General features: G+C 60.2%; 35 protein-coding genes and 1 pseudogene. 5 read left to right on the forward strand and 31 right to left on the reverse strand.

Features of this window, described 5'->3' with window-relative positions; genetic code table 11:
• The first annotated feature begins 67 nt into the window (after positions 1–67).
• Complete coding sequence (locus B9A31_RS10000) at positions 68–562, forward strand: SprT family zinc-dependent metalloprotease (RefSeq protein ID WP_016715444.1); 495 nt, start codon at positions 68–70, stop codon at positions 560–562.
• 59 nt (positions 563–621) lie between these two features.
• Here the strand turns inward: B9A31_RS10000 and fpr are convergent, their stop codons facing one another.
• The gene (gene fpr / locus B9A31_RS10005) at positions 622–1,401 is read right to left on the reverse strand and encodes a ferredoxin-NADP reductase (protein WP_004375483.1); all 780 of its coding nucleotides are present in this window, start codon (positions 1,399–1,401) and stop codon (positions 622–624) included.
• 118 nt (positions 1,402–1,519) lie between these two features.
• Here fpr and finR point away from each other — a divergent pair, with 118 nt between their 5' ends.
• Positions 1,520–2,446: a LysR family transcriptional regulator FinR gene (gene finR / locus B9A31_RS10010; RefSeq protein WP_016715443.1), complete on the forward strand. Its 927-nt coding sequence runs from the start codon at positions 1,520–1,522 to the stop codon at positions 2,444–2,446.
• On the opposite strand, the gene B9A31_RS10015 is transcribed toward finR, so the two are convergent.
• The 3 genes from B9A31_RS10015 to B9A31_RS10025 form a co-directional block, all read right to left on the reverse strand.
• Positions 2,443–2,808, reverse strand: a complete 366-nt coding sequence (locus tag B9A31_RS10015) for a diacylglycerol kinase (RefSeq protein ID WP_010952700.1) — start codon at positions 2,806–2,808, stop codon at positions 2,443–2,445. The two genes, finR and B9A31_RS10015, sit on opposite strands and share 4 nt — an antisense overlap.
• A 73-nt stretch (positions 2,809–2,881) precedes the next feature.
• Positions 2,882–3,532 carry a response regulator transcription factor ErdR gene (erdR, locus tag B9A31_RS10020; protein ID WP_016715442.1) on the reverse strand — a complete coding sequence of 217 codons (651 nt, stop codon included), beginning with the start codon at positions 3,530–3,532 and terminating at the stop codon, positions 2,882–2,884.
• A gap of 179 nt (positions 3,533–3,711) precedes the next feature.
• A complete protein-coding gene (locus B9A31_RS10025) occupies positions 3,712–4,422 on the reverse strand; it encodes a tRNA-uridine aminocarboxypropyltransferase (protein WP_016715441.1) in 711 nt (236 codons plus the stop codon).
• A 217-nt stretch (positions 4,423–4,639) separates the two neighbouring features.
• On the opposite strand from B9A31_RS10025, the gene B9A31_RS10030 reads away from it, so the two are divergent.
• On the forward strand, positions 4,640–5,059 hold the full coding sequence (locus B9A31_RS10030) for a quorum-sensing-regulated virulence factor family protein (protein ID WP_019099311.1): 420 nt from the start codon (positions 4,640–4,642) through the stop codon (positions 5,057–5,059).
• 15 nt (positions 5,060–5,074) lie between these two features.
• Here B9A31_RS10030 and B9A31_RS10035 read toward each other — a convergent pair whose 3' ends face one another.
• On the reverse strand, positions 5,075–5,284 hold the full coding sequence (locus tag B9A31_RS10035) for a hypothetical protein (RefSeq protein ID WP_019099312.1): 210 nt from the start codon (positions 5,282–5,284) through the stop codon (positions 5,075–5,077).
• 160 nt (positions 5,285–5,444) lie between these two features.
• Here B9A31_RS10035 and B9A31_RS10040 point away from each other — a divergent pair, with 160 nt between their 5' ends.
• On the forward strand, positions 5,445–6,566 hold the full coding sequence (locus tag B9A31_RS10040; protein ID WP_019099313.1) for an LOG family protein: 1,122 nt from the start codon (positions 5,445–5,447) through the stop codon (positions 6,564–6,566).
• Positions 6,567–6,615: 49 nt separating this feature from the next.
• On the opposite strand, the gene recX is transcribed toward B9A31_RS10040, so the two are convergent.
• The 7 genes from recX to B9A31_RS10070 all read right to left on the reverse strand — a co-directional run bounded on the left by recX (position 6,616) and on the right by B9A31_RS10070 (position 10,629).
• Positions 6,616–7,086 carry a recombination regulator RecX gene (gene recX / locus B9A31_RS10045; RefSeq protein WP_016715436.1) on the reverse strand — a complete coding sequence of 157 codons (471 nt, stop codon included), beginning with the start codon at positions 7,084–7,086 and terminating at the stop codon, positions 6,616–6,618.
• Between the two features lie 21 nt (positions 7,087–7,107).
• Complete coding sequence (gene recA / locus B9A31_RS10050; protein WP_016715435.1) at positions 7,108–8,175, reverse strand: recombinase RecA; 1,068 nt, start codon at positions 8,173–8,175, stop codon at positions 7,108–7,110.
• A gap of 103 nt (positions 8,176–8,278) precedes the next feature.
• On the reverse strand, positions 8,279–8,761 hold the full coding sequence (locus B9A31_RS10055) for a CinA family protein (protein ID WP_084296920.1): 483 nt from the start codon (positions 8,759–8,761) through the stop codon (positions 8,279–8,281).
• A gap of 46 nt (positions 8,762–8,807) precedes the next feature.
• Positions 8,808–8,957 (reverse strand): hypothetical protein, encoded by a 150-nt coding sequence (locus B9A31_RS27190; RefSeq protein ID WP_155951169.1) that lies wholly within the window; start codon positions 8,955–8,957, stop codon positions 8,808–8,810.
• Between the two features lies 1 nt (position 8,958).
• Positions 8,959–9,612, reverse strand: a complete 654-nt coding sequence (locus B9A31_RS10060) for a glycosyltransferase family 25 protein (protein WP_019099316.1) — start codon at positions 9,610–9,612, stop codon at positions 8,959–8,961.
• Between the two features lie 433 nt (positions 9,613–10,045).
• A complete protein-coding gene (locus B9A31_RS10065) occupies positions 10,046–10,339 on the reverse strand; it encodes a hypothetical protein (RefSeq protein WP_027614973.1) in 294 nt (97 codons plus the stop codon).
• Positions 10,336–10,629 (reverse strand): hypothetical protein, encoded by a 294-nt coding sequence (locus B9A31_RS10070; RefSeq protein WP_084296921.1) that lies wholly within the window; start codon positions 10,627–10,629, stop codon positions 10,336–10,338. Before B9A31_RS10070 ends, B9A31_RS10065 begins: the two co-directional genes overlap by 4 nt.
• 135 nt (positions 10,630–10,764) lie before the next feature.
• Here B9A31_RS10070 and B9A31_RS10075 point away from each other — a divergent pair, with 135 nt between their 5' ends.
• Positions 10,765–11,367 carry a hypothetical protein gene (locus tag B9A31_RS10075; protein WP_084296922.1) on the forward strand — a complete coding sequence of 201 codons (603 nt, stop codon included), beginning with the start codon at positions 10,765–10,767 and terminating at the stop codon, positions 11,365–11,367.
• Here B9A31_RS10075 and B9A31_RS10080 read toward each other — a convergent pair.
• From B9A31_RS10080 to B9A31_RS10160, 19 genes and pseudogenes are all read right to left on the reverse strand, one after another.
• Positions 11,364–11,609: a hypothetical protein gene (locus B9A31_RS10080; RefSeq protein WP_143512036.1), complete on the reverse strand. Its 246-nt coding sequence runs from the start codon at positions 11,607–11,609 to the stop codon at positions 11,364–11,366. The two genes, B9A31_RS10075 and B9A31_RS10080, sit on opposite strands and share 4 nt — an antisense overlap.
• A 92-nt stretch (positions 11,610–11,701) precedes the next feature.
• Positions 11,702–12,064 (reverse strand): hypothetical protein, encoded by a 363-nt coding sequence (locus tag B9A31_RS10085; protein WP_084296924.1) that lies wholly within the window; start codon positions 12,062–12,064, stop codon positions 11,702–11,704.
• Positions 12,061–12,507: a structural protein P5 gene (locus B9A31_RS10090; RefSeq protein ID WP_084296925.1), complete on the reverse strand. Its 447-nt coding sequence runs from the start codon at positions 12,505–12,507 to the stop codon at positions 12,061–12,063. The genes B9A31_RS10085 and B9A31_RS10090 overlap by 4 nt, the downstream gene beginning before the upstream one ends.
• A 350-nt stretch (positions 12,508–12,857) precedes the next feature.
• Entirely contained in the window at positions 12,858–13,679 is an 822-nt protein-coding gene (locus tag B9A31_RS10095; RefSeq protein WP_084296926.1) for a hypothetical protein, read from the reverse strand.
• Positions 13,670–16,066 carry an SGNH/GDSL hydrolase family protein gene (locus tag B9A31_RS10100; protein ID WP_084296927.1) on the reverse strand — a complete coding sequence of 799 codons (2,397 nt, stop codon included), beginning with the start codon at positions 16,064–16,066 and terminating at the stop codon, positions 13,670–13,672. Before B9A31_RS10100 ends, B9A31_RS10095 begins: the two co-directional genes overlap by 10 nt.
• 38 nt (positions 16,067–16,104) lie before the next feature.
• Complete coding sequence (locus B9A31_RS10105) at positions 16,105–19,158, reverse strand: host specificity factor TipJ family phage tail protein (RefSeq protein WP_084296928.1); 3,054 nt, start codon at positions 19,156–19,158, stop codon at positions 16,105–16,107.
• Positions 19,127–19,531, reverse strand: coding sequence for a hypothetical protein (locus tag B9A31_RS10110; protein ID WP_084296929.1), 405 nt, complete (start codon positions 19,529–19,531; stop codon positions 19,127–19,129). The genes B9A31_RS10105 and B9A31_RS10110 overlap by 32 nt, the downstream gene beginning before the upstream one ends.
• A 2-nt stretch (positions 19,532–19,533) precedes the next feature.
• Entirely contained in the window at positions 19,534–20,013 is a 480-nt protein-coding gene (locus tag B9A31_RS10115) for a DUF1833 family protein (RefSeq protein WP_084296930.1), read from the reverse strand.
• Positions 20,010–20,480, reverse strand: a complete 471-nt coding sequence (locus B9A31_RS10120; RefSeq protein WP_084296931.1) for a transposase — start codon at positions 20,478–20,480, stop codon at positions 20,010–20,012. Before B9A31_RS10120 ends, B9A31_RS10115 begins: the two co-directional genes overlap by 4 nt.
• 19 nt (positions 20,481–20,499) lie before the next feature.
• The gene (locus B9A31_RS27290) at positions 20,500–20,646 is read right to left on the reverse strand and encodes a hypothetical protein (RefSeq protein WP_178092341.1); all 147 of its coding nucleotides are present in this window, start codon (positions 20,644–20,646) and stop codon (positions 20,500–20,502) included.
• Positions 20,647–20,658: 12 nt separating this feature from the next.
• Complete coding sequence (locus B9A31_RS10125) at positions 20,659–23,214, reverse strand: phage tail tape measure protein (RefSeq protein ID WP_084296932.1); 2,556 nt, start codon at positions 23,212–23,214, stop codon at positions 20,659–20,661.
• Positions 23,215–23,249: 35 nt separating this feature from the next.
• Positions 23,250–23,435, reverse strand: a complete 186-nt coding sequence (locus B9A31_RS10130) for a phage tail assembly protein T (protein WP_371851088.1) — start codon at positions 23,433–23,435, stop codon at positions 23,250–23,252.
• 74 nt (positions 23,436–23,509) lie between these two features.
• On the reverse strand, positions 23,510–23,926 hold the full coding sequence (locus B9A31_RS10135; protein ID WP_084296934.1) for a phage tail assembly chaperone family protein, TAC: 417 nt from the start codon (positions 23,924–23,926) through the stop codon (positions 23,510–23,512).
• A gap of 8 nt (positions 23,927–23,934) precedes the next feature.
• Positions 23,935–24,207, reverse strand: coding sequence for a phage tail tube protein (locus tag B9A31_RS27460; RefSeq protein ID WP_256576193.1), 273 nt, complete (start codon positions 24,205–24,207; stop codon positions 23,935–23,937).
• A 132-nt stretch (positions 24,208–24,339) separates the two neighbouring features.
• Positions 24,340–24,669, reverse strand: a pseudogene (locus tag B9A31_RS27465) (phage tail tube protein); the annotation flags it as partial.
• A 63-nt stretch (positions 24,670–24,732) separates the two neighbouring features.
• Positions 24,733–25,101 carry a DUF3168 domain-containing protein gene (locus tag B9A31_RS10145; RefSeq protein WP_084296936.1) on the reverse strand — a complete coding sequence of 123 codons (369 nt, stop codon included), beginning with the start codon at positions 25,099–25,101 and terminating at the stop codon, positions 24,733–24,735.
• Positions 25,098–25,583: an HK97-gp10 family putative phage morphogenesis protein gene (locus B9A31_RS10150; RefSeq protein WP_084296937.1), complete on the reverse strand. Its 486-nt coding sequence runs from the start codon at positions 25,581–25,583 to the stop codon at positions 25,098–25,100. The genes B9A31_RS10145 and B9A31_RS10150 overlap by 4 nt, the downstream gene beginning before the upstream one ends.
• Positions 25,576–25,914 (reverse strand): phage head closure protein, encoded by a 339-nt coding sequence (locus B9A31_RS10155; protein ID WP_084296938.1) that lies wholly within the window; start codon positions 25,912–25,914, stop codon positions 25,576–25,578. Before B9A31_RS10155 ends, B9A31_RS10150 begins: the two co-directional genes overlap by 8 nt.
• Positions 25,911–26,240 carry a head-tail connector protein gene (locus tag B9A31_RS10160; RefSeq protein ID WP_084296939.1) on the reverse strand — a complete coding sequence of 110 codons (330 nt, stop codon included), beginning with the start codon at positions 26,238–26,240 and terminating at the stop codon, positions 25,911–25,913. Before B9A31_RS10160 ends, B9A31_RS10155 begins: the two co-directional genes overlap by 4 nt.
• Between the last annotated feature and the right edge of the window lie 81 nt (positions 26,241–26,321).

A 26,321-nucleotide genomic window follows, 5' to 3' on the forward strand; every position in this document is an offset into this window, starting at 1 on the left:
CTGACCGGTGGCTCGGCACCCCCGCTGCAGTTGCGGCATAATGCCCGGTCAGGAGAACCACCCCGCCATGCCCGAGCTGCTCAGACAACGCGTCGAAACCTGTTACCAGCAAGCCGAAACCTTCTTCAAACGCCCCTTCCCGCGCCCGGAAGTCAGCTTCAAGCTGCGCGGGCAAAAAGCCGGGGTTGCCCACCTGCACGAGAACCTGCTGCGTTTCAACCTGCAGCTCTACCGCGAAAACCAGGAAGACTTCCTGCGCCAGACCGTGGCCCATGAAGTGGCACACCTGGTGGCCCACCAGCTGTTCGGCGACCGCATCCAGGCCCATGGCGAGGAGTGGCAGCTGATCATGCGCGGGGTGTACGAGCTGCCGCCCAACCGGTGCCACAACTACGCAGTGCAACGGCGCGCGGTCACCCGCTACATTTACCGCTGCCCATGCCCGCAGGGTGACTTCCCGTTTACGGCGCAGCGGCACAAGTTGGTGCGCCAGGGGCGGCGGTACCTGTGCAAGCGATGCAGGGAGATTCTGGTGTACAGCGGCGAGACCCGCGTCGAATAGATTGTGTTCAAGCATAAGAAAGGCGACCCGAGGGTCGCCTTCTTGTACCAGCCTGCGCCTTACTTCTCGACGAAGGCACGCTCGATCAGGTAGTCACCCGGCTCACGCATGCGCGGGGAGATCTTCAGGCCGAAGCTGTCCAGCACTTCGCTGGTCTCGTCGAGCATGCTCGGGCTGCCGCAGATCATCGCACGGTCGTCCTGCGGGTTGATCGGTGGCAGGCCGATGTCGCTGAACAGCTTGCCGCTGCGCATCAGGTCGGTCAGGCGGCCCTGGTTCTCGAACGGCTCGCGGGTCACGGTCGGGTAGTAGATCAGCTTGTCGCGAACCGACTCACCGAAGAACTCGTTCTGCGGCAGGTGCTCGGTGATGAACTCGCGGTAGGCCACTTCGTTCACGTAACGCACGCCATGCACCAGGATCACTTTTTCGAAACGCTCGTAGGTTTCCGGGTCCTGGATGACGCTCATGAACGGCGCCAGGCCAGTGCCGGTGCTCAGCAGGTACAGGTGCTTGCCAGGGTTCAGGTCATCGAGTACCAGGGTGCCGGTAGGCTTCTTGCTGATGATGATCTCATCGCCTTCCTTCAGGTGCTGCAGCTGCGAGGTCAGCGGGCCGTCCGGCACCTTGATGCTGAAGAACTCCAGGTGCTCTTCCCAGTTCGGCGAAGCGATGGAATAGGCACGCATGAGCGGACGGCCGCTTTCCTGCTGCAGGCCGATCATCACGAACTGACCGTTCTCGAAGCGCAGGCCCGGGTCGCGGGTGCACTTGAAGCTGAACAGGGTGTCGTTCCAGTGGTGCACACTGAGGACACGTTCGTGGTTCATGTTGCTCATCGATGGGGCTCCTGAAGAAAAACGCGGCGCGCAAAACGCGCAGTTGCGCGATAGTTTAGGGGCAGCGACAATATCTGTTAAATGGATTATCAAGATATGTGTTATCGGTTATATCGATATGCGATTCACACTTCGTCAACTACAGGTCTTCGTCGCCGTCGCCCAGCATCAAAGCGTCTCTCGGGCCGCTAGCCTGCTGGCGTTGTCGCAGTCGGCCGCCAGCACTTCAATTACCGAACTGGAGCGGCAATCGAGCTGCCAGTTGTTCGACCGTGCCGGCAAGCGACTGGCCCTCAACGCCTTGGGCCATCAGCTACTACCGCAGGCGGTTGCCCTGCTCGACCAGGCCAAGGAAATCGAAGACCTGCTCAATGGCAAGTCCGGTTTCGGTTCGCTGGCGGTTGGCGCCACACTGACTATCGGCAACTACCTGGCCACCCTGCTGATCGGCAGCTTCATGCAGACCCACCCGGAAAGCCAGGTGAAGCTGCATGTACAGAACACAGCGCATATCGTGCAGCAGGTAGCGCACTACGAAATTGATCTGGGTCTAATCGAAGGTGACTGCAACCACCCGGACCTGGAAGTGCAGCCCTGGGTAGAGGACGAACTGGTGGTGTTCTGCGCGCCGCAGCATCCGCTGGCCACGCTGGGCCGTGCCGATATCGAAAGCTTGTCGCAAGAAGCGTGGATACTGCGCGAGCAAGGCTCAGGCACGCGCCTGACCTTCGACCAGGCCATGCGCCATCACCGCGCCAACCTCAATATCCGCCTGGAGCTGGAACACACCGAAGCCATCAAGCGCGCCGTCGAGTCGGGCCTGGGCATTGGCTGCATTTCACGCCTGGCGCTGCGGGATGCCTTCCGCCGAGGCAGCCTGGTAGCGGTAGAAACCCCCGAGCTGGACCTGATGCGCCAGTTCTACTTCATCTGGCACAAACAGAAGTACCAGACCTCGGCCATGCGTGAGTTTCTGGAACTTTGCCGCAGCTTCACCGCGGGCTTTACCCGCAGTGATGAGATCGTGCTGCCGCCAATCGCTTAAAGCAGGATCACGCCCCACACCAGCGCGACCATGGTCAGCGCCACCAGCTGTGCGGCGCTGCCCATGTCCTTGGCGTTTTTCGACAGGGGGTGACGCTCCAGCGAGATGCGGTCGATGGCCGCTTCCACGGCTGAGTTGAACAGCTCGACGATCAAGCCCAACAAGCACACCGCGATCATGATCGCCCGTTCCGCACGGCTGACCGGCAACCAGAAGGCGATCGGGATCAGCAGCACGTTGAGCAGTACCAGTTGGCGGAACGCGGCCTCCCCCTTGAAGGCGGCGCGCAGGCCGTCCAGTGAGTAGCCGGCGGCGTTGAAGATGCGTTTGAGGCCGGTCTGGCCCTTGAATGGCGATGTCATGTGAGTCACTTCACAACGGAAAGGCCAGCAGACTAGACCGGCACGGGTCAAAAAAGCGTGAAGCCACGCGCAGTCAGTTGCTGGCAACCGATTCAAGTTGTTGCAGCAGCAGTGCAGCCTGGGTGCGGGTGCGCACGCCCAGCTTGCGGAAGATCGCGGTCACGTGGGCCTTGATGGTAGCTTCCGACACGTTCAGCTCATAGGCGATCTGCTTGTTCAACAAGCCTTCGCAGACCATGGTCAGTACGCGGAATTGCTGCGGCGTAAGGCTGGCCAGGCCTTCGCTGGCGGCTTTGGCCTCAGCCGACACATCCACCTTTTCGAACGCCTGCGGCGGCCACCAGACCTCGCCATCGAGCACCTTGCGCACGGCATCCTGGATGACTTCCAGGGTGCTGGACTTGGGAATGAAGCCACTGGCGCCAAACTCGCGGGACTTGACCACCACGGCAGCCTCTTCCTGCGCCGATACCATCACCACGGGAATCTGCGGGTATTGCCCGCGCAACAGCACCAGCCCGGAAAAACCGTAAGCACCCGGCATGTTCAAGTCCAGCAGCACCAGGTCCCAGTCGGCTTTTTCGCTCAGACGGGTTTCCAGTTCGGCAATGCTCGCGACTTCGACCAAGCGTACATCCGGGCCCAGGCCGAGGGTAACGGCCTGGCGCAGGGCGCCACGGAACAGTGGGTGGTCATCGGCAATCAGGATTTCGTAAGTGGCCATCGATCTAAGGATCCTGTTCTGTGCCAGGCGCTCGAGGGTAAGGGAAGCGTCCGGCGGGGAATCGGCGCCAAGGATGCCGAGCACGGTCAAGGGTGGTCAAGCCGATCGCCCTGCCGTCTCGCCCACCCTGGCTGCCAGCTCCGTCATTATGAACCAAAGCAGGGGTTGTGCCCCTTGGACTATAGGAAGGTATGCAAACGCTGGTGGGTGTCGTCCTGCTCGTCCAGCGGCAGGCGCCGCTTGCCGCTCAGGTAATGCAGGCTGAACACATCCAGGTAGGCATCCAATGCCTGCGAGGCCTGGCTGTCGCCGGCCAGGTCCAGGCACATGGCGGCCACTTCTGCCGTGCAGAAGTGATCATCACGCTTGGAACGCCGCAGGCGGTAACGCGACATCTGCTCGGCCTGCAGGCTCAACACCGGGAAGCGGTCCAGGTACGGGCTTTTGCGGAACATCTTGCGCGCCTCGGTCCAGGTGGCATCCAGCAGGATGAACAACGGGCGCTTGCCCGGCTCGCGCACCACCTCGCTGACCACCCGCTGTTCAGCCACGAACTCGCCCGGAAAGACGATATAGGGCTGCCAGCGCGGGTCGTCGAGCAAGGCCAGCAAGCGCTCGTCGACCGAGGTGCGCAGCCAGCCAAAAGCGGAAGTGTCTTCGATCAGGTCGGCAATCAGCCAGCCGGTGTTGGTAGGCTTCAACGGCTCGGTGTCGTGCATCAGCAGGCACACGCCGGAGTCAGCCTGTACACGGGGTTTCCAGGCACACAGGCAATGGGTGGCAATCACCCGGCAATCCGGGCAACGCTCTGCACGCGAACCACGGGCGATGAATGGCTTGTTGCTGCGGGCCAGGCGTTCGGCGCGCAGGCGCGCTACCGCATGGCTCATGCCGGCAGGCCTCTGGTCGATTTGGAGATGGGCACAAGGATGACTCGGAGAACACAAGGGCGCCAGTCTACCAGAACAGGGGGCAATTGCTGTGCAGGCTGCAAGGCGGTCTTTATAATCGGGCCTTTACCGTGCCCGGATCTTGCCTTGCGCGATTTCACGGAACACCGTCGACCCGCGCATGTCAAAGCGCCAGTCATCGAACCAGGAGAGATTCATGCTGCGCCTTATCGCCCCCGCCCTGAGCCTGTTGCTCGCCCTGCCTTTGGCAGCACAGGCGGCATCCAAGCAGGACTACGACCTTAACAAGATGCTGCAGAAGGTTGCCACAGAAAGCAGCGTCGGCACCCCGCGCGCCATCAACGAGGACATCCTCGACCAGGGTTACACCGTAGAGGGCAAGGCGCTGGTCAACCACCTGAGCGTACGCCAGAGCCACGCCGAGCGCATGCAGGCCAACCCCGAGCAGGTACGCAGCCAGCTGGGCGACAGCGTTTGCCGCAACAGCGGGTTCCGTAACCTGATGTCCAAGGGCGCGGTCATGGTCTACCGTTTCACTGTCTACAAGACCAACCAGCCAATCATGGATCAGGCCTTCGACAGTGCCAGCTGCATGGCCGGCAACCAGAAGAAGTAACAGCCGCGTATCACGCTACATCTGCTCCTTCTCGCGGGCGCACCAGCGCCCTTCGGCGGCATCGGCACGCATTTCGGCCAACAACGCCTGCAGGTAGCGTGACTGGCACTCCAGCCCCTCCAACCTGCGGCAGCACTCGGCCTCAAGGCTCAGGTGATGCACCTGGGCCGCGCTCTCCAGCAGCCGGTAGAGCTGCCCGTCCACTTCGATGATCAAGCGATGCATACCGCCACCTCCTGCATCGACACGTTTCGCTTTACCAGTTAACCAAACCCGTGCCGCCATTGGGTGCATGCCGACAGGCGGCGCTGCCAAACAACCCGGCACAATCGGGCGCGACGGTCTAGATTGAGGTCATAGGCATTGGTGCAGAAGGAGACGTTGCATGCCTTACCAATCGAATGAACTGCTGTTCAGCCACTTCCGCGACAACAACATCGACCTGAGCAACATCGACGCACAACTGCAACTGGTAGCACCCGACAGCCCCAACTTGCCGCTGTACCGCGACATGATGTTGACCATCCTGCGCATGGCCCATGACGACAGCGACCGCTGGAGCGCCAAGATCACCTTGCAAGCCCTGCGCGAACTGGACCAGTCGTTCCGCACCCTGCAGCGCTACAAAGGTCGGCGAAAGGTGACCGTGTTCGGTTCGGCACGTACCCCGCTGGAACACCCGATGTATGCCTTGGCCCGCGAGCTGGGCGCCACCCTGGCACGCTCCGATCTGATGGTCATTACCGGAGCGGGTGGCGGCATCATGGCGGCAGCCCACGAAGGCGCTGGCAGCGAGCACAGCCTGGGTTTCAACATCACCCTGCCCTTCGAACAACATGCCAACCCCACGGTAGGCGGTACCGACAAGCTGCTACCGTTCCACTTTTTCTTCATCCGCAAGCTGTTTTTTGTCAAAGAGGCTGATGCCTTGGTGCTGTGCCCTGGCGGTTTCGGCACCCTGGATGAAGCGCTGGAGGTTCTGACCCTGATCCAGACCGGCAAAAGCCCATTGGTACCGGTGGTGCTGCTTGACTCGCCTGGCGGTAGCTTCTGGCGAGACTGCCTGGACTTCATCAGCCGCCAGCTGGAAGAAAACCGCTACATCCTGCCCAGCGATCTGAAGCTGGTACGCCTGGTGCACAGTGCCGACGAGGCGGTGGAGGAAATCAACCAGTTCTACAGCAACTACCACTCCAGCCGCTGGCTGAAGAGCCAGTTCGTAATCCGCATGCACCACCCGCTCAGCGAAGCAGCGCTGTATGACATCCAGGAGGGTTTTGCCGACTTGCGCCTGAGTGGCAAGTATCACCAGCAGCCAGACAGTGGCGCCGAGCATGAGGTGGGTAATTTCAGCCACCTGACCCGCTTGTCGTTCGCCTTCAATGGCCGGGATCAGGGCCGGCTGCGCGAGCTGGTGGATTTCATCAACCTGCCGGAAAACTGGGCCAAGCCGCAGCCGATGCATACCACGCAACGGGCTAGGGAGGCGTTGAAGGTCAGTTCATAAGCGTCGTCTGCTTTGGGGCCGCAGAGCGGCCCCGGCATTTCAGCAATGATCAGTAATCATCCAGATCCCGCCCACTGAGCAGGCGACCGATCAAATCCATGGGGAAGCCCCGGTAAGCGAGAAATCGGGTCTGCTGGGCACGGCTGCGCGGGTCTTGCGGGCGCTGCCCGGCGAACTTGCGCTGCCACACATCACGCATGCGCTCTGCCCAGTCCACCTCGCTCTCGCGTAGCGCCTGCTCGATATCCGCACGCGCCAAACCACGCTGGCCAAGCTCTTCGCGAATACGCGCAGGGCCATAGCCAGAACCGGAACGGTAGCGGATAAAGCTTTCAAGGTAGCGGGCTTCACTCAGCAGCCCTTCTTCGGCGAGCCGATCGAGCTCAGGCTCGATCAGCTCATCCGAAGCGCCGCGCTGACGCAGCTTGCGCGTCAGCTCAACGCGACCGTGCTCACGTCGCGCGAGCAGGTCCATGGCTGTCCGCCGAATGGCGACGGGGGTGTCGAGTACGGCGGACATGTTCAGCTATCTACCGCGCAATCAATAACCGGCGTCAGCGTCGGCCATGTCATCGGCATCTGCTTCGACAGCAGCAGCTTTGCCAGCCGCAGCGACAGCGCCAGAAGTCAGCAACTTGTCGCGAATCTGCTTCTCGATCTCGGCACCAATCGCCGGGTTCTCAGCCAGGTACTTGGCGGCGTTGGCTTTACCTTGACCAATCTTGTTGCCTTGGTAGGCATACCAGGCACCGGACTTCTCGACCAGACCTTGGGAAACACCCAGGTCGATGATTTCGCCATTGCGGTAGATACCCTTGCCGTAGAGGATCTGGAACTCGGCCTGACGGAACGGTGGCGAAACCTTGTTCTTGACGATCTTGACGCGGGTTTCGCTGCCGACCACCTCGTCGCCTTCCTTGACCGCACCCGTACGACGGATGTCCAGGCGCACCGAGGCGTAGAATTTCAGGGCGTTACCACCGGTGGTGGTTTCCGGGCTGCCGAACATTACGCCGATCTTCATACGGATCTGGTTGATGAAGATGACCAGGCAGTTGGCGTTCTTGATGTTACCGGTGATTTTGCGCAGCGCCTGGGACATCAGGCGAGCCTGCAGGCCCACGTGCATGTCACCCATTTCGCCTTCGATCTCGGCCTTCGGCACCAGGGCGGCCACGGAGTCGACGATGATCACGTCAACCGCGTTGGAACGCACCAGCATGTCGGTGATTTCCAGGGCCTGTTCGCCGGTGTCCGGCTGCGAAACCAGCAGGTCGTCGACGTTGACGCCCAGCTTGCCCGCGTATTCAGGGTCGAGGGCGTGCTCGGCGTCGACGAAGGCGCAGGTGGCGCCGTTTTTCTGGGCTTCGGCGATGACCGACAGGGTCAGCGTGGTTTTACCCGACGATTCCGGGCCGTAGATCTCGACGATACGGCCTTTTGGCAGGCCGCCAATGCCCAGTGCGATGTCCAGGCCCAGCGAACCGGTGGAGATGGCCGGGATCGCCTGGCGCTCGTGGTCGCCCATGCGCATGACTGCGCCTTTACCGAATTGGCGTTCGATCTGACCCAGGGCCGCAGCCAAGGCGCGCTTCTTGTTGTCGTCCATTGAAATCCTCACGTGTTCGACGTGGCCCTGACGGCCGGAATACCTGTATAAGTAGCCAGTATTATTCCACAGGCCGGCGCTCACGCAAACCCCTGTCGTCGATTTACTCGGTACCAAGCTGTAACAAGCCGTCTAACGCGGCGATCACCGTCTGTCGGCGCACCGCCTCGCGGTCACCGTCGAACTGCCGGCGCTCGCTGAAGACACGGCTGCCATCGCCCCAGGCCAGCCACACGGTACCCACCGGCTTGGCGGGCGAGCCACCGTCCGGCCCGGCCACTCCGCTTACCGCCACGGCAAAGCGCGCGCCACTGGCGGCCTGGGCACCTCTGACCATGGCTTCGACCACTTCCTGGCTAACCGCGCCCACCTGGCCGAACAGCACCTCTGGCACCCCCAGCTGGCGAGTTTTCTGGGCATTGGAATAAGTGACATAACCGGCCTCGAACCAGGCCGAGCTACCGGGTACACGGGTGATGGCTTCGGCGATGCCGCCGCCGGTGCAGGATTCGGCGGTGGTCACCTGTGCATTGAAGCGGCGCAGGTGTTCACCCAGGCGGGTGGCAAGCGTGGTGATCGGGTCCATACAGGGCTCCTTGAAGGCTGCCCTCTACCCTATCAGTTAGTGGCTTTCACTGATATTCGGCCAGGTCGCGAAGCGGGCAGCCACAACGGCGACAGACCTGCCGCGAAATGACGAACTCGCCAATGAACAGGCGTTCGACCTCGACCGGTTTGTGCCTGTACAGCCCGCAAATCATGCGCCTCAGCCAATGGGACATGTCAGAAGTTCAGCCGCAGTACGGTACGCCAGAAGTTCTTGATCGGTGAACGCCGGTGCTTGGCCCAGTTGCGCTCCCACCACTCATCCTCATTGCGCACTACCTGCTCCAGATCGCTACCTGCCACAGCTGCCGCATGTTGGCGATACAACATCGGGAACACGCAGTGCTGACGAATCTTGTGCTTGACCACCACATCCACGGGCGTGCCATCGTAGGGCGTCTCTGCCAGGATCCGGCAGCCTTCGCGCGACAGTACATAAGCGTGCAGTGCAACCACCCGCCCCCTGGCAATGAACGGGAACCACGTCAGCCAGGTTCGCCCCATGGAATAGCCCAGATGCAGTGCCTGGAAAGAGCGTGACTGCATGAAGCGGTTCACCCAGCTCACCCGCGAAGCCTTGAAATCATAAGCCTTGGCATCGTCCTCGAAGATCAGGATTCGATCCAGCCCGTTGTCCAGTGCGTGGCGTGCCAACTGCTGGTGCGATTCGTAGCAACCCCGCTTGGGGTCACTGTTTTTCGCCACGACATGAAAGACCACTTCATTGTCCAACTGCCGCCCGATGGTTTCACTGAACAGCTTGCGCCGGTCATCCCGCGTGTCGAGGGAAATACAAAAAACCGCATCGACATCAAAACGAATTCCACTCACTGCACTAACCAACCTGATTGCAATAACGGTTAACTTGGCACGGCCAAAAGGGCGCAATCTTCCATGGGAGCCCCATGATGTCAACAAGCCATACCCCACGCCTGCGCTGCCCGGCGTTGAAGGTTCTGCCGGTGCGGCAGCCGTGGTAACCTATGCGGCTTGAAAATTCAGGTGGGTCTCGGCGCCGCGCATGCAACACGGAACGCCTCAATTTGCCCCACAATGTTGAGACCTACACTCTAAGTCTTTGATGAATAAAGCACTCTCCGATCTTTCCGCACACACCCCGATGATGCAGCAGTAGTGTGAGAAACGGTCCTCAGGCCGCACCGCTAGCGGCCTGCGGATCGCAACTGTCTAATACGGTTCGGCCAGTTTCACCGACTTTCGCCCAGCAAAACCGAGATACATAAGCTCAGTTTTAGACAGCGCTCTACCCCCTTCCCGGCGTCCCGCCGACAGCGATCCTTCCTGGCTCGCGCTCAACCCAACCCTCATACTCGAAAAGGCCCAAGTGCCACGCTTCTTCGTGCTCGAGCAGCGCCCACGCCCGTGCCGATTCCGCCAGCTCCAGCATATCAACCAGGTCGTCGTCTCCAACCTCTCGACGACGATGGGCGGCATAGGCCATCTCGTCGAGCACGGCAGCGCGCCCATCGGGATCTGTAACCAAGGCAAATCGGTCATTCAGTTCATCCATCCATGCTTGCGGTATCCCGGCCATCATTCTGCCCTGCACCACCAGGACTGCGCGTACAGCACGCCGTCGACCTCCTCGATGCCGTTGATGTTTATGCCGAGTTGAGCCATGCCATTGACCTTTGCGTCATGCAGGCGCGGGATGATGTCGGGCCCCGGCGCAGGGCTGAACACCCAGGCCTGAGTCGATACCCGGCCCAGAGGCTCGCTGTGGTGATCGCCAATATGGATGTCGGCCCGCAGTGGCTGGACCTTCCTCAGCTGATCGGAAGGGATGGCCACGCCATTCACGCGGCGGCGAACGAGGAGGAAGTACATGCTGCACCTAATACTGTATATGTATACAGTATCGTAAGGGTGCAGTCCCTTGCGCGCAATTGCCGATCATCGGCAGCAATGGCATTCTGCTGCAACAATATGGAATCTATGGCTAATGGCCTTTAAGGAAAAGCAATGAAACCAGCGGATGATAATCCGAGACATGGCAACCTAGAAATGGCCAATGCCTTCAAACTAGTTGCTGAATCTCTTATCAATGAGACCGACCGCGGAACTGTTGTCCTGGCTACGGCATGGTTAGATGAATCGCTCACAGCTATCCTTAGGACTTACATGAAGCCTTCAGAAAAAGCTGATGATCTATTTTCCCCGGGCCGTCCTTTGGGAGATTTTGGGACTAAAATCATCCTCGCGGATCGCCTCAGGTTGGTCGCTCCTTCGATGATCAGATCTCTCGAGATAATCAGAAAGCTCCGAAATGAATTTGCTCACATCGCAAGTGATTTAACGTTTGAGACACAAAGCGTCAAAGACAGGGTGCAAAATGTCTTCCGAGAGAACGAAGACTTACTCTTGGTGATGGGTGAAACTCTAATAGAAAAAGGAATGTCTTTCGGACAAGAGGACGATCTCAGCATTGAGCATATGCTGAAGCGATTTGGAACCAGGGCACTATTCCAGTACACCTGCGCATTTTTGAACGGTGCATTAGCATTAGTAAAATTCCATCTAAAGCCTGCAGAGCCTCAATTCTCTTTTGAAGAGTTGGAGCCTTAACGACAACTGGACGCGGCCGCTTCCAGCTCCCTCTCATAGCCGATCCGCTGCCGGCGCTCGGCCAGCAACGCCCGCACCTTAATCTCCAAGCTGTCGGTCTTGCGCAGGCCGGCAGCAGCCCACGCCGGCGCCGCCACTTCAGGCGTTCGGCACGGCACCTGCACCGGCACCTCGACGCGCACGTACTGTACCTGCGGTTCTACCTTGCCGGAGCATCCGGCTAGACCCAGGGTCAGCACCAGCCCGCTCCCACATGGCAGGCCACGCAATACGCGGCTTGCGGCCTGAATAAGGCCTCTTCCGCTCCCACAGATATGCCAATTCAGCACCAGCCTCATAGACCCAGCTCCTTGTCGATGATCAAGATGGCAGCCGCACACTGGTCACCGCCCGTGCGCTCCTGCTGCAGGCGGTTTGCCGCGGCGTAGTCGACTTCCGCGCTGGCCTTGGCCTTGCCAACCGCCCGCTCAGCCCCGGCCTGGCGAGCCTTCGCCGCCAGGGTCAAGTCGCCCAAAGCCTTGCCCTGCTCCGCCGCCAGGCCACTGAGGTTGTCTCGGGCCGCCTTGCAGCTCGTGACCTGGTCCTGCTCGGCGTCGAGCAGTGGGCGGAAGTGCCGTGTGGAAGCCCAGGCTCCCATCAGTACACCAATCAATATCAGCAGGCATGCGCCAGCGACCTGCTGTACCAAGGACTTCATGCCAGCGCTCTCCGCACACCCTCGTCAATCACCTGGTCAGAGTACGGATTGGCGCCGTTCTCGTGGACGATGATGCCGACCACGGCTTCGCGCAGTACCTGCGGCTTGGAAATATCGATGGAATCCCGTACGCCTACTCCGAGGCGCTTCGCAATCGCCTGGGCGTACGCAAGGGTGTTGTTCTCGCTGGAGGGCGCCCAGCGGCTGATGAACTCCAGTGGGGTGTCGATACCTGGTCGGCCAACCCCGGGCATACCGTCTTTGCCCCGGTAGTTCAACAGCAGCTTGCCCAGGGCGCGGATGCCATTCTCCGCCTGGTCAAACCGGGCGAAGCGTGGCTTTTGAATGCCGACCTCCAAACCGAGCTGGCCCTGCCAGGCGTTGCGAGGATTGAAATCGATGTTGCCGGGGTTGTTGTTCCGGATACCTCTAGGGGTTGCCATAGGTTTTCTCCAGGCACAAAAAAAGCCCGCACTGGGCGGGCCTTGAAAGCGATTTGATGTTGGAAGATTCAGTCGAAGCGTGCTCAAATACCGCGCTCAATCGCTACGCCAAAGGACTAGCATGCTTTTCCAATTCATCCGTTTAGCCACCTATCTCCGGGGATTGTCAAAAGATGAGTATCTCTACGAGTCGGAGCGGCCGTCGTTCGAGCATCACGCTTCGCTCACTCCAGAACTACGAATGAGATCGGTTGAGAGAAAGCCTGATGGTCGGTACGTAGATGCAAGAATGCAGAGAGCCTGGCTTGAGCACGTTGAGAACGAAGCTCGCTCTGATCGGCACGTTTGATTCAAATACCGATCGAAGGGAACAGCGACTTTGAAGACAGGTATTGGGCCTGCATTTCGTCAGCAGTGAGAACCTTGTCCCACTGCGCGACTTGATAGAGCTCTGGGTACAGGCCGATCACAGCGCTAGTTCCGACGAGGTAGTTGCCACTCCGCAAGGTTGGGCAGTTGACCGCCGGTTTCAGTGAAGATCCAACGATACCAAGCTGAGCATTGGTCCGCTCCACTAAAGCACCAGTAGTCATGTTCTTGTAGGTAACTTTCAGGCCGTCGTAGGTTACGAAAAAGCAGGTCTTCACACCAAGACCAGCTGCCGCGCCGATGTTGGAAGCTGCGGAAGAGCGTATACGCGCACCCAGTGAGGTATCCACTCGGTACTGCTGTAGCACTGGCGGACAGTCGCCTGCACTCACGCCGTTGCCCATATCGACCAAATTGCAGATGTTCGCCGTTCCACCTGGCTGCCCTGCATCAAACGGGATTCCCGAGTATCCACCCACGACCATTGTGGTGAAGTGGATGCTCCCATTCAGTGGGAACTCACGGTTTGACAGCTTCAGATCCAGCATGCCATTCCGGACGATGATCCCCTGCCCCCCAGATGCGTTCTCCAGGACGGTGGCATCCTCTACCAGGGCGGCACCATTGATGTTGTTCCGATACGGTGTCGCAGTGAAGCCACGGCCAGACACATCGGTCAACCGATCACTACGCAGCCTGAAGTCGAAGCCGGCAAGAAGATTGTCATTAGCCACGAAACCGTTGGCCAATGGATATCCACGGCCAGACCAGTCAACTCCGGTTACTTCGATGATCAATCCCATTTCTGAATCTCCTGCATCAGGACTTTGCCTATCTGGATCTCTCCGTCTGGGCAAGACAGCCTGAAGTTTAAAGTTGTGCCGGTGATGTATGGCACTGCGTCGTAGTCGAACTTGATTGGCCGCCATTGCATGGCTGCGAAGTCCTGAAACTCTGCTCCACCAGCAGTCGGATAGCTTGATCCAGTCCAGATCTCACACTTGAGGGTGCGAATATCCAAGGTGTGCTGGGTTACAGGGGCTGCGGTCGGATTCAAGCCGCGGTCAATGACTTGAGCCGCATCAAGGCCTGGGTACACCTCGGGGCGAAGGAACGCCTTCGGGAAGTACCGAGCCCAGACCGTAATTCGATACCGGCGAGGGCGGCCTTCGTCCGCAGGAATGGTCACTGCTTGACCAAGCATGCGAGTGCTTGTGACTACCGAGACGCCGTCCACGGGGTTTGATGTTCCAGGCTTGCGTGGCGCGTTGTACTGATCGATCGGCACCAGAATTACCGGGCCTTGGCCGCCAGAGTCTTGGGTAACAACCCAGGATGCTTGCTGCGCAGTTGTGCCACAAAGCGGCTGGGTGACCATGTTTGCGCCAACCGGGCTGTACGGTCGCAAGTTCCGTAGGTCTGACTTTCTCTCGGTGCCCTTATATCGAATTTTGAGAGCGTTCAGACTGAATGCCCCGGTCAACATAACCACCAGAGTGTTGCCGGTCATCGACCTGGACAACTCTGCCTGCGCAATAGTGATCGCGGCTCCATAGTTCCCCAGGTTTCGCCATGCCCCACGCGGCTTGTCCCACTTCGACAGGTAGGTTGGATCTGTTGGCGACGAGCCCTGGATCTTGCCAGGCATGCTTGCAGCAACATCCAAATAGTCGCGTACCGAGAACTGAGCAGTGCCAGATACGCCCAGTGTGATCTCGACGGCCTCAAGGCTGGTAGCGTTACCGGGCAGGGTTATTTCCAGCAGCGCATAGTCCGTGAATGAAACAGCCTGTCCGCTGGCAATTTTCAGATACTCGTCCGCCTGAGCCGTATAGCCTGGAGTCTCACCGTTGTAATTCAGCTGCCCAAGCTCGTCGTACTTGCCTTCCGATGCGGTATCAAAAGAGTAATGAAAAGTCGTCAGCTCCTTCCAGCGCTTAGCCCGGTCAACCCTGTCTTTGTACAGCAGGTCTGCGGGCGTACTCACTGGCCAACCTTGACGGCGCCGATAGATCTTAATGGCGCGGTCCGGGCGAGGCATCCGGTCGATGTAATCGAGCATCGCCATCCAGAAGACTCCGCCAGTACGAGATCCTGGATGCCCCTGATGGAACGGACCTACCTGCAGGCCGCCAACCTCCCGGTTCAGCGTTGTGCAATCGATGAAAGCGCAGCCTGTCTCCTCGGCTACTCGCGACAGCAGGGCATGCTCTATGGATGTCGCGGGGAATTCGGTAGCCACAATGGGCTCGGTACCGTAAGCCCTGATGGTATCGATGAGGCGACGAAGATTCTCCGCGTAGTACGTCTGATCAACCAGTCGGAACTGGCCATCGTTGGTAAGCGATGCAATGACGAAATACCTGGCATTCATCGCCTTGAGCGTTGCCCCGGTGGCGGCAGATCCGTTGATCGCCCGGTACTGCGCATCCAAAAGGTCGTCACCGCTTACACCAAAGCTGAGGTGCCGATAGGGAGAAAGTTGGGACAGCTGCGCAAGGTAAGACTTGTCCTTCACGACGTAGTAAGAGGCTGTGTAACTGTCAACACCGTGAACAATGGTGTCATCTTGGCCCAGTCCGAACTCCTTCCAGGTATCGGCCGCAGAACCTCCGTTGATGATCTGGCCGCCAGACCACAGACGACCTTGTTTGTCGTATCCAAGAGCGATGTTTCCATTTTTATCCTTGAAGGCTATATCCCAGAAGGTTGAGGCCTCATCGTCTGACCCCATCTTCTTGGCAACAAGATCCTGAAGCAGCGTTTGCCCTTGGCTGTTTACGCCAAGCGCTACGTTTCCTTTGGGGTCTGCTACACCCCAACCAATGTCGTTCATAGGGGTAGTTTTGAGATCCTGGGTTCGCTCATCGATGTCAAAAACGACTTCTGCCGTAGCCGATCGGCCAACCAAAACGGCTGACCCGGCATCGTTCCGATAGCGGCTTTCGAATACGCCATCAGTGCCTGGAACGGTGAAGAATCGGTTGTTTGTGCCGGTTCCACTGGTGTTGCTCAGGCCTTCTGCGACGCTGTTGTACACGCCCATGCTGGCCAGAAACTCGGCATAAACTTTCTGAAGCGTAGGTTTAGCGACCCCATTGATGATCACGAAGTCTTCATCTGACAGAAAAAGCGAGTTGGCATTGGCCACAAGCTCTTGAAACTGCTGCAGAGATTCTGCGCCGGTCATGTGTTTCCTCTCATATCCCGGAACCGGGCATCGTTGAATCAGGCGGGTGGCGACTGGTCGTCGTAGGTGTAAACGCGGGCGTCGTAGGGCATGCCCTTCATGGCGACGTTGCCGTTTGCTGGGTCTGAACTGGTGATCAGGGTTGGGTATGCCCAGCGTGCTGCGGGACCGAACAGGATGTGCGGCGGCTCCAGTGGCCCATCGACCTCCGGCGTAAAGTCAAGGGCATCGACACGCGCCGTGTACGGGTCCACCTGCGTGGCGGTCCACGGCCCAGACAGCGTGCCGTCCTGTTTGCGAACACCGATCAGATGCTCGCCACCAGCGCTGAAGTCCAGCGGCTCGGACGAGGTCAGTAGAGTTCCCGCCCCGACCACCTCGAAGGCCAGAAGGATCGCGCTCTGGCACCCTTTCGGCCTGTCGTCGGCAACCGCGGCAAAACTGAGATAGCCGCTGTTGCTGCCGTCCATCTCGGTTTCCCAGGTGTAGACGTCGGTCCGGAACTTCTGGTGGCCCCGCCGGCGCATGCCGATGCGCCAAGCTCTGGTCCTGTCGCTGATGCCAGGCATCTTGATCTTCTCGACCTTGTTGCCCAGGTCTCCAGGCCAGCGGCACTCGACCGTTTCCCACGCCCAGGTGGTGCGTGAGAAGAACTCCACATCCACGCCGTCAAAGTCATTGATCGAAGGCATGGCGCCGCTGATCTTGAGCATCTTGGTCATGTTCTGCGGCGAGTAGGTCTGCGTCCTTGGGCCGTAGGTAACATCGAACGCTGCCCGGGCGCTGTCACGCACTGGCCGTAGCAAGCCCCGGAACGTAACCAGCTCGCCGAACCCGCACGCCAGGGCGTTGTTCACCATGTCCTTCACGGTGATCGTCGCGTCCAGCGTCTCGTCGTAGGTGTCGCCACGGGCCACACAGATCTCATGGAAGGCCTGCCACTCGGGCAGGTCCAGGTCGTCGTCCGTGTAGCCGCGCTGCTTCAGCTGGTGGATGCAGTACGGCACGATGTCGCGGCTTGGGCCGGTACCGCCCTCCATCAGCGGCAGAATGCGCGTTGCCTCGACGCTGACCTGGCTCTCCGACTGGGCCGAGAGCCGGTCGCCGCCGCGTATTCTGCAGGTCATCACCGTCAGGCCTGGATAGCTCGTTGGCGAGTTCTGCATCCTCCCGCGAAGGTCCGTCCAAGTTGCGTCGTCCCGGGCCTCGTCGTTGATTCGCCCCGGGCGGTCCTTGTACAGCTTTCGGACCCTGGCCTCTGCCCGCATCGGGTATGGCAGTATCACCCGGTCGGTGAAGCCTTGGGCATCCAGAGAACCGCCCGTCTTCATCAGCTCAATGACGGTCCAGGCGCCAGCCACATCCATGTCCCGATACTCGAAGGCGTAGTAGGTCGGGATCTCGTAGATCTGCCCTTCCCGGCCGATGCCGCACAGGCCATTGGCGTAGGTGACCGAGAACTCGATCTCAGTGACCTTCTCGTTCTCCGGACAGCAGGCGAAGGGGCCGCGGTAGCCGCCCTGCAGGTTCGATGCGTCCAGGGTGATCAGTCCGTTGACCGTCTGCATCGAGTTGAAGCCTGGCCAGCCGGGGTCGGTAGAGCCGGATGCAGTCAGGCGTTCCACCTCGAGCAGGCTCGTGCTGAAGGCCGTGATCCGGTACCGCAGGCCACGCGGGCCGATGGTTGCCAGGCCCTGACCCAGTGCCAGGCCTACCACCGGCGATCCGCCGTCATAGTCCAGGGTCATCTCGGCCGGCTGCTCGGGGACAGCGCTGGTGGTGGCCGTGCCAGTGACGCCAACCGGCGAAGCCCCCAGGATGGTGGAGGCACCGGTAGCGGTGATGGCCTGGCCGGCGAACGGCGTCAGCTCGACGATACGCAGCACACTGCCGCTCACTTGCGCCTGGAACGGCTTACCGCTGAACTGCGTGTTGAGCGCCGATACCAGTCCGGACAGGTTGGTGGTCGCGGTGTTCAGCGTGATCGAGTAGTTGGTCGCCCCACGGAACAGGGTGAAGCTCAGCGGGGTGACGTTGAAGTCGTACCGGGTGGGCGCCGCAGAACCGGTGAGCGTCGAAGCAGTGCCAGGGTTGGCCGGAACGGCTGGGCTGTATGGCGTGTAGCTGTGCACGACGTACAGGCCAGCATTCGCCCCGGCAACCTCGATGAGCATGCCAGGCGTTGGATTCAGCATGTCCAGCGGACCACGCACGATGTCGCGCCCGGCCCCGCCGTCAATGACGGTGTAGGTATACGGGGCGAGCACGCGGACGATGATCCCGTTCGACCAGTCAGCCGGGAACTGACCGGAGCCGGCCGGCACGCTGATCGTGTCGCCAACGAACTGGTATGCCGAGGCGGTGGCCGACCTGGTCAGGTCAGTGGCCATGGTCAACTCCAGGCCTGTCGAGCCGCTGGAACTGGCTCCAACCTCTGGAGCGTTGAAATAGTTGATGTGGGCCGGATCGCCGGATAGGTCAGCGCCTGGCGGGTAGACGGTGAAGGTGGCGTCCGCGCCCAGGGAAATCAGCGGGGTTTCCCCGACCTTGACCTTGGCCAGCGGCACGTCGTATTCGCCTTCACCGATGTACAGCAGCATTTCCACGCGCTGGTCCCGCGGCGCCAGGAATGCCCGGCGGGGCTGGGCCAGATACGACGGATAGACCCGCTGGTGACCGGCGATTTGACGCACCGGTTCGCCGAGCTTGACCTTGTTGCCCTTGGCGCTGGCATCCATCAGGGGATCGCCCTGCTGCGTGCCTGCACTGGACGGCATGCCCGGCATCTTGGGCATGAGCATTTTCGTGACAGCCTGTACGCCCTTGAACAGCGCGAAGGTGATGGAGAATGGATCGGTGCCTTTGGGTTCGCGATAGATTTGGAGCAGGTCTGACGGCTTGAACGTCACCTTGTGCCACAGGTGCTGACCGATCACCTCGTCATTCAGCACAGCGCTGATTGGCGGGCTTTCACGGCGTTCGTACGACGGGGCCATGGACTTCAGCCACGCCTCGATGGTCATACGGCGGTCTGTCTTCCAGGTGCCGAGCGGCGCCGTATCACTCAGCTTGTTCGGGTAGAACTCGATCACGGTAATAGACCACCTTGGGATGAGCGGCTTCGAACTCGCCAGTTGTCCGGAGACAGGCGCCGCCGGGGTTTGTGTCCAGCACCTTCAGGCGCCCTTCGCTTTCCACCACCACGCCAACATGCAGGCACAGCGCCCCACGGAACACGGCGGCGATGGCTCCTGGCTCCGGGACGCACTCCTCCATGCCTTGGCGAAGGTCGTGATAGGCGGCGGTATTGGCCCTGAGCTTGTCCTTGCCCACGGCGCCCAGACTGGGCAGCAGCGGCAGGTCGAACACCTGGTGGCGCACTGCGATGCAGAGCCCCCAGCAATCGAAGGCAAAAGGCCCCCGTGCACCCTCGCGATACGGGGCGCGTTTGAATTTTTCGATCATGGTCAGATGTACGCCAGGCCGGGTGCCAGGGATGTGGTCAGGATGGTGCGGAGGCCGTTGGTGTTGAGCAGGTCGAAGAAGCCGGCGGTTAGCTTCGCCACGTTGTCTTCATACTCCCGGCTGAGCAGCGTCATGCGATATCGCTCTTGCGGGAATGAAAGGTCTTCAGCCAGGTAGCGGCGGAAGGTGATGATGAAGCGCTCGTCTGCCGCCTTGGCCTCCTCAACGACCTCCTGCACCTCGCCGGTCACGTTGTCCAGGCCGAGCACTAGGTTCTGGAACGCGCTGTTGTCGTTTTTGGGCAGGGCCAGGTCCATGGCCATCGCGATGAACGTGAGCGTGCGTCCATCTTCGGTGGTGCAAACCCGGTCTTCCCATCCCGAGCAATACAGGTGGGAGACGGTGCCGCCCTCCTTCCTGGCTTCGATGGTATCTACCAGTTCGCCCTTGCCCGAGGCGTAGCACTCCTCGATCAGGCTCATCCGAAGTACCTCGTGTACCACTTGTCCAAGCTGCCAGAAAGCTGTGTGTTGAACTGATCGAGCGGCATGCCAATCGATACGCCTAGGTACTGGTCCTCGGTCAGAACCGGCCTATTCTTCAGTTGCAACACTGCCGAAAAGCGAAGCAAATTTCCCTGAACCAGTTCTGGCCCCTGGTAAATTCCCTTGAAGTGCGCCTGGTGAGTCTTCAGTCCCAACGATGTCTGAAGAGTAACCTCAAACCAGTCGAAACCGTTGTTGATCGCCCAAACGTACCAGCCTTCGAACAGCGCAGCCTGGGCTTCTCGGAAGATGAAGTTCACCTTCACCTCGGTCGGGACATAACTATGCGCTTTCCGGTAGCGGGTTCGCCCTGTCACCAGCGGCGTGGCCCGTATTGGGTCAACCGTGGTCAGCCCATAACCATCCTGCAGAGGAAGCGGCAGTTCTGCCGGATATTGAATCATTGCCAGTCCTCAACTGAGGTTATGTAAGAGGGCTGAGGCCCAGCGCCTCTTCTATTCGGGCGAGTCTCCTTTGCAGGAGCTGTTCCTTCTCATCGATTGACTCCGCGGCTTCTGGATCCGTGCTGGACTCCTGCCCCGCATTCACCTGGGCTTCTTCCGTGCTCATGGTTCACTCCGTTTAGGTCGCGTTTCGCCTGAGTCCGTACGCTGCCTCCAAGGCTTGCGCGCGCTCGCCTCCACCCCAAATGTCAGCAACAAACACATCAGTCTCCTCCTGCCCGTTGGGATTTGTACGACGCTCAACGGTGCCGGCTTTGCTTCGGTCACCGATGATGTTGACGACTGTTCCGCCACCGCTCTGCTTGGAGCGAACGTCTTCCAGGGTGCGATCGAGCTTTGCGCTGGTTTCGGCAGTGGTCACCCGCTCGCCCTTCTGGAGGAACCAGGTGCCATCCTCCGGAATGGAATCGATACCGTCGTGCGCCATACCTGCCAGAGCTGCGCTGGCCACGCCCGCGACCATTGGCGCTGTGGCCGCAGCGGCTGCGAATGCCGCGCCAGGCGCAAGCGCCGGGCCGACAATTGGGATGGCCGCCGTGCTTGCGAACGCAGCCAGCTGAGCCTGGAACGAAGTGGCCTGGGCATTCGCGATCAACTTGGGTACGGCGCTGGCCTGCGTTGCTTTACCTACCACCAGCTGAACGGCTTGATAAACCAGCCACTCCGCAGCCATTTGCGCGAGGGCATTGATTATGCTTTTGGCCATGGTCGAAGCGACATTAACGAAAGCGTCACCCAGGCTCTGCGACTCCAAGATCATCGAGGCTATGCCATCGCCAACCGAACTGGTCATGGTGTCCAGAGTACTGGCCGTGAAATCAGCAGCTTGCTGCTGATAATCTACTGCGGCATCTCGGTAGTTCTCCCAGGCAGATGAGACCCCGTCCAGCCAGTTGTTCTGCGCCTCGTCCTGGCGGGCGTAGTAGTCCTGCTGGATCTCCATGCGCTCTTCAAGCGCCTGGCGTAGCAGTTCGGTTTCCTGCTTGTACAGCTCCTCGCTGATATCGCCGCCGTTGTACTGCTTCTGCAGGTCTGCCAGCTGGCTCTGGTAATCCTGCTGGATAGCCAGGTCAGCCTTCAGCCGCTCCTTCAGCTTGTCCCCGCTCCCCGCGCCGGCAAACTCCAGGTCGAACCCTTCACGGACGGTCCTGTTCGCCTGAGACAGCGTATCGCCGAAGGCCTGGGCCTTCGCGGCGTCCTCGTTGGCCTTCTTCAGCTGTTGCAACCGGTCAAGCTCAGCCGCTAAACCGTTCAGGCGCTCTTGCTGCTTGGCATTGATCCCGACCAGCTTCCCGGATTCGATTTCGAACTGCAGCTTTGCCACCTCGGTGGCGTTTTTCCGGGCGTCAGTGCTGGTATTGATCAGCGTGATCTGCCGCTTCAGGTTCTCCTCAGCGGTCTCGAAGGACTGATTCAGCTTCTTGGCTGCTGCTTCAGCCGCCTTCTGAGCTGCCTTCTGCTCGTCCGTTTGACCGACGAATCCGGCGCCTTGCCCACCAGGCGGAACGATCTTAGGAAGCTCGGAGGCAGCCTTGCGGGCCTCCTTCACATAGGCGCGGATCGTGTCGCCAGACCAAGGCTTGTTAAACGCCTCAGCAACCTCCTCCATGACGGTGCTGGCTGTTCGAGCATGGTCAATGGCATCCGCTGTCAGTTTGTCAGCGTTGGCCTTGAAGTCCTTCGACATGTCGCCGAAGGTCACGGCGCCGAGCAAAGTATTTGCCGTTGCGCCGATGCTCTGCAGATAGGCCATGGTGGTGGAGAACCCACTCACAATACCGGCGGCCACCACCTTGAAGGTTCGCCCGATGCCGTCCGCCAAGCTGGCGGTAACAGCGGTGACCTCGATGAAATCATTGGCGAACTCGCCAACAACATTCCGAAGCCCTCCGGCCTCCTTCGTTGTCCCGGCCAAGTCTTTTGCGAGCTGGGCCAGTACCGGCATGAACTCGGCCGCCAGGGCTGTCTTCGCAGAATTGGCGTACTGGCCGATGACCGTCAGTTCTGTGCTGAATTGCTGAGCAGCGCCGATGGTCTGCTCGTCCATAATCATGCCGGCCTGCTGCGCGGCATCCCCGTACTCCTTGAACTTCTTGCCACCATCAGCCAAGAGCGGCACCAGGGCCGTGGCTTCGTCAGCGATCGCCTCCATGAAGAAGGTCATTTGCGCCTGGCTCACGTTTGCCTTCTGCAGGCTGGTCACGTACAGCTGCAGCGCATCGGCGCTGTTCAGGTTGCGGAACTGTTCAGCGGTCACGCCGACCTTTGGCGCGACGGTCTCGAAGAAGTTCTTGAGCTCGCCGCCGCCGGTAGCCAGAAAGTCGCCGATCTTGTCGTTGGTGTCCTTGAAGATGTCAGACAGCTTGTCCTGCTCTACCCCGACTGAAGCAGCGCCGGCAGCGTAGCGCTGGAACTCGGTGGTGGTGAGGCCTGCCAGGTTCGAAAGATTGGTGATTTCCTTCGCCGCCATGGCCGAACTGGTGACCAGACCAGCGACGACGGCCGGCACTGCGGCAAAGGCGGCACCGATGCCTTTACCGAGGTTTTCAGCTGACTTCTTGATCTCAGCCATGCGCTTTTGCGATTCACGGCTGGCCTGGTCAAGCGGCCCTGTAAAACCGCCAATCTTGGCGATCAAGTCCAGGGTCAGCGTACCCAGCGATTTACTTGCCATACCTTTCTCCTGCTGGTCGCTGGCTCAGAGCTCGGCTACGCCCAGATCTTCATGGCCTCCTCAAGCGTCAGCGCAGGCGCGGACTCGTGAGGCATAAAGTCGTAAACGGTATAGCCGCCGTCCTTTGTGTGGGTGTTCGCATAAAGCGTGGCCAATAGAGCCGTGCCACGCTCGAAGCGCATCCCAAGGTGCAGGGAGCCGCGGCGGCTGCGGTACTTCATCCAGGAGCGAAACTCCTGGATGCTGATCCGCTCTTTCGCCTCGGCAATGGTCCTACCCCCAACGCCGCATAGGACTAGCTCGTGCCAGAACTCGTCGAGGTCGCTGAGTTCGGTGTCTTTCCCATGTTGGTCACCTCATTGATAGCCACCATCAGGGCGACGGTGAGGTTGCCGTCCAAGGCCCCCAGGCGCTTGGTGCTTTCTGGGTCTTTGGCCAACTCCACCGGGTCCAGCGGGCCATGGGTGATGTCGAGCGCGGTGAAGACAGTGTTGCCATCCTCGTCGCAGATGGCCGCGGCGATACGGCCAGCAATGTTGTCTTGCTTGCCGCCAGCCGCCAGAACATCGCTCACCGCCGCCTGGTAGCCCAACGGGCGCACATACACCGTGGCGGTAAAGGTCTCGTCGCCTTGACGCCAAGTGATTTCCTTTGCCACGGGCCGGCCAGTGAACGAGCCGGTTTTCTTCAACGATTCGAGTGTCAGCTTCATCACTTGTCTCAGGCGTTGGTGGTTTTACGGATCCAGGCAGAACCGCCCGAACGCTGGATGATGGCCGCTGTAGTAACCGCCGCGTTGGCCGCGAAGTCGAACGGGAAGTCGGAGACGTAGCCGTCGAAGAGGAACCAGGTGCGGGTCGGGGGCAGGACGAAATCATCCGCATCGCCCAGGACTGCGGAGGCCGCCGCACCGGAACCTGCGCCACCGGTCAGGGTGATGCTCGGCGCGCTGGTGTAACCGGAGCCGGCATTGGTGATGTTGAAGCCGACCACCTTGCCATCCTCGATGATCGCGGTTGCTGCGGCGCCAGTGCCTCCCCCACCCGAAAACGCGACGGTCGGGGCCGAGGTGTAGCCAGTACCACCATTGGTCAACTCGATCGCAGCCAGTGCGCCGGCAACGCCTACGGTCGGAGCAATGTCGGTACCATCCGACCAACCCACAACCCAACGGATGCTCTCGATCGAGTCATCTTCCGAGATTTGGTGGAGGCGCACGTGAGAGGCGTTACGCGGGTCGACGTTCAGGGTCAGCGAAGCCTGGCCAGGGGTGCGCAGGCCGCGCAGGTACTTGCGAACGCGGTCGCTGAGGCAGGTAACCTCGACTTGGTCAGCTGGGTTACCGCCCGGGTTGAAGGCGGTCGCGCACTCCACTTCCATGACTTCAAACTGGGATGGGGTGCCAACCTTGGGCACCAGGGCATAGATCTGGGTGCCTTGAGCGAGAATCGCCATGGGTATCTCCAATTGCGGGCAAAAGAAAACCCGCACTTGGCGGGCTATTGGGGGATTGATCAGCTACCGGAGGACAATCCAGTCCACGTCGAAGCTGGTTCGATAATTCTTTGTGGTAGGGTCGCGGCTCTCGCCGCCCCAGCGGGTGACGTAGGCGCTCAGCTCAATGGCGTCTCGTATGGCATCGCGCACCTGGCGTACCGAGGTGCCGGTGACGCCGTATACGTCGACCTGCAGGGTGACGCTGTCGGCATCGGGCCGGCCAGCTAAGTAGTTCTCTGGCTCGCCATTGACCAGCTGCCACACCGCGTACGGTTTGGCCACATCCTGCGGAGCCTCACCGAACGAGTAGAGTCGAAGATTGGCACCGGCACCGAGCAGCGCCGTGACGTCAGCGGCCTGGGAGCAGATCTGAAAAATGGGTGGAGTCATGAGGACGCAGCCTTCTTCGCAGCGCGCCGGATGGCGCGGTCTATCGCCTTCTCGTACTCGGAGACGAAGGTTTTGGTGACCTCGCTGATGCTGTTGGCCAGGGCCGGACGCATGAAAGGAACGGCGGCCATGTTCTCGGTACCGAACTCGATCAGGCGCCAATGCGGCGTTGGTGAGTTCGGGCTGAGGGCGCCGCCATCCTTGAGCACGGCGCCGTGCAGTACGCCGATCCGGAACCCGAGGTCTCCGGTCTGCTTGAACAGCTTGCCGTTCCAGCGAAGAGCGATGTTGTCCGCGATCGAGCGGCCGGTTTCCTTGTCATCGATCCGCTCGGCGCCTTCCTTAGCTTTCTGCACAACAACCTGAGCGGCCTTGCGAAGTGCGGCCCGGCCACCCTTGCGACGAACGTCATAGCTGACCGACTCCAGCTTCCCCAGCAGGCTATCCAACCCTGTGATGCTGAAATCGACGCCGTCAGCCATCTTTCACCCCTTTCGATACGAGGATGGTCAGGTACTCCTGGCCGGACTTGTCGTCCTCCAGGGGCGGGCCCTCGATGCTGTAGACCTGGCCGCGATGGACGATGCGCATGGTAGGGAGAATGTCAGGGCGGTACCGAATGACCATACGGGCGGTCGCTTCCGACTGGGCCGCCTGTGCAGCGATCAAATCTTTGGCGGAAAGAGGCTCTACCGAAGCCCAGGTATCGGAAAACTTAATCCAGGCCGGATCGCCAAACTCACCAGTGCCAGGGTCGCGCACAGCCGTGAGATGCTGAATCTCTATTGGATGTCGAAGATCCCCGGCCTTCATGGCGTCACCTCGTCTGGAGGGCCCCTCCAATCACGGGAGGACCAAAGTAATGAGTCAACCGCCAGCGGCAGTTCTGTGGCGATAGTTCCGGTCACGACGGCCTCCCGATTCGCATACGAGTGGCCGATCAACAGGAGCAACGCGGCTTTGAAGCTGGCCGGGAAGTCAGCCGCTTCGATCAACTTCGGGTTGTCGCAGTACCACAGAGCCCAGGACAGCGCCGACTCGGCGTAAAGCACAATCAACGCATCTTCAGCCGAATGATCGACACGCAGGTGCTGCTTGATCGTTTCGATCGGAAGGAGCTCCAGCGCGGTAACTGTCATTTTTTCTTACCCACCTTCGGCACTGGCTCTGGCTCTGGCTCTGGCTCTGGCTCTGGCTCTGGCTCTGGCTCTGGCTCTGGC

Source organism: Pseudomonas sp. URIL14HWK12:I5 (assembly GCF_900176445.1).
Classification (GTDB): Bacteria; Pseudomonadota; Gammaproteobacteria; order Pseudomonadales; family Pseudomonadaceae; genus Aquipseudomonas; species Aquipseudomonas monteilii.